Here is a 1725-nt window from a genome sequence, read left to right as displayed (position 1 = left end):
GCATCTCCTCAGAGCTATTACGACTTATTCAAAGCCGCAGGCATCAGTTGGAAGAAGACACAAAAGCGTAATCCGAAACTAGATGCTGAATTAGTAGAGAAAAAACCTATAGAACCCATTTGGGATCTTGAGAGATGGGCTAAAATCAAAAATAAATGCCGTACTCCAGCAGCTTAACCGATAAAGAATGGGAGATCATTGAACCCCTCTTACCAAAAAAGAAGCAAACTCGACCCCCGAAGTGGACAAAGCGCCAGATTCTAGATGGAGTGTTTTACCAGTTGAAAAACGGCTGCAACTGGGGCGACTTGCCGAAAGACTTGCCGACCTGAAGGGGTGACGATATAGCTAGAACGCTAACTGAATCAGGCTCATAGCTCTCAAACCCCGCTGAAAGAACGGTAGCTTATTCGGAACCATACTCATTAATTTCTGGCTCCACTCAGATAAAAACTCCATTCCCATTATCCAGATATCACCGTACAAACCAATCCAAAAGCTACTATTTTTAGTGAGGACTTGCTGAACTTTTCGCAAGCGGCTGATGTAGATTTCTTGTCCAGTTGATTTAATAGCTCGTCCTTTTAAAGTTGCCCAAGTATAAGCTAATGCTATTAATAATACTAATCGAGTTAGCCGCTCAATTGAAGCATGAGAACCTTCGCTCGTTATAGCCTCCAGTTTTACAGTCTTTGAACATTGCTTCAATCCCAGCCCGCTTTTTGTACGCTGTTAATGCTTCAGCTAAGTTTCCCAAGTTAGTCAGTAAATACCAAGGTTCTTTTTCTCTATTTTGGCGATATTTCCGTTTCCAGTAAGCAGCAAGATTTGCTTGAGCAAATCCTTGCTCTTTAGTTACCTTAATATCGGTCAAAAATTGGCTCATTCCAGGAGCTAGCTTTAACATTGTTAGCTCCTGATAATCTTGACTCTTTTGCTGAATCTTTGTATCTTTTTTTTGTCGTAAAACAAAGTAGACTTGCTGTTCACACAGCCATTGGGCTAACTTAACGCTATGGAATTCTCTATCTGCTAATATGACAATTTCATACCCTTGAAGTAATCGAATTACCGGACGTAAGATTGCTTTTTGTTCTGTTAGATTACTAGCACCTTGCTTTTCTAAAAACTGCCAGTAAACCGGAATTGCTCGCTTCTCTATAATCACTGCTACCACGAACAAGTTTTTGTCTTGCCATTGCGTTCTATCAATTGCTAAGTAAACTCGCTTCCCCGACTTGATTTGTGATTGAATTATTGCGCTGATGATAGGAAACCAAAGTAGTACAACACTCAGTTGAGGTAATTGCAAAAACCTTTGAATGTGACGGCGACGGCTTTCAAATTTAATTGGCAGAGGAAAATGCGCCGCTAACCTTTCAATTTTGACTTGTTTATGAACTTGAATTAACCACACTAAAACTTCTATGGTTAGTAGCAATCGTGGATTTAGTTGATTTTTGAGATGACTGCGATATAGTTCTGGTAACATTTTTGCTTTGTCGGTCTTGTTCTCGAAATTAGACCGATCTTTTTTTACCACAAATCGCCTCAAGTCCCATTACAGGCAGCTTTTACCTCGGTTGTCACCCCGTCAGAATGTCCAGTTATTGCCACCATCCATACTTTCATACAACCCAGCGCGGGTAGTAGCAAAGACACGCTGCGGATTGCTTGGATCAACTACAAGGCTAAAGGGAGCATCCATTAATCCATCTGTACGTG

2 protein-coding genes and 1 pseudogene are annotated in these 1725 nt (G+C 40.9%); 2 read left to right on the top strand and 1 reads right to left on the bottom strand.

Annotated features, from left to right (window positions below; genetic code table 11):
• A pseudogene (locus AC2VE5_RS26880) lies at positions 1-129 on the top strand (winged helix-turn-helix domain-containing protein); the annotation flags it as partial.
• Positions 130-155: 26 nt separating this feature from the next.
• Positions 156-332 carry a transposase gene (locus tag AC2VE5_RS26875; protein ID WP_486890597.1) on the top strand — a complete coding sequence of 59 codons (177 nt, stop codon included), beginning with the start codon at positions 156-158 and terminating at the stop codon, positions 330-332.
• Positions 333-640: 308 nt separating this feature from the next.
• On the opposite strand, the gene AC2VE5_RS26870 is transcribed toward AC2VE5_RS26875, so the two are convergent.
• Entirely contained in the window at positions 641-1492 is an 852-nt protein-coding gene (locus AC2VE5_RS26870) for an IS4 family transposase (RefSeq protein WP_486890596.1), read from the bottom strand.
• Positions 1493-1725 lie beyond the last annotated feature (233 nt).

This window comes from Aliterella sp. E5.1 (assembly GCF_057473825.1).
Note: the sequence above shows the minus strand (reverse complement) of the source record. Positions and strands in the feature narration are given on the sequence as shown.

Bases quoted from the DNA above. Each gene is read 5' to 3' on its own strand.
- AC2VE5_RS26870 (WP_486890596.1), bottom strand. From the start codon at position 1,492: ATGTTACCAGAACTATATCGCAGTCATCTCAAAAATCAACTAAATCCA.
- AC2VE5_RS26875 (WP_486890597.1), top strand. From the start codon at position 156: ATGCCGTACTCCAGCAGCTTAACCGATAAAGAATGGGAGATCATTGAA.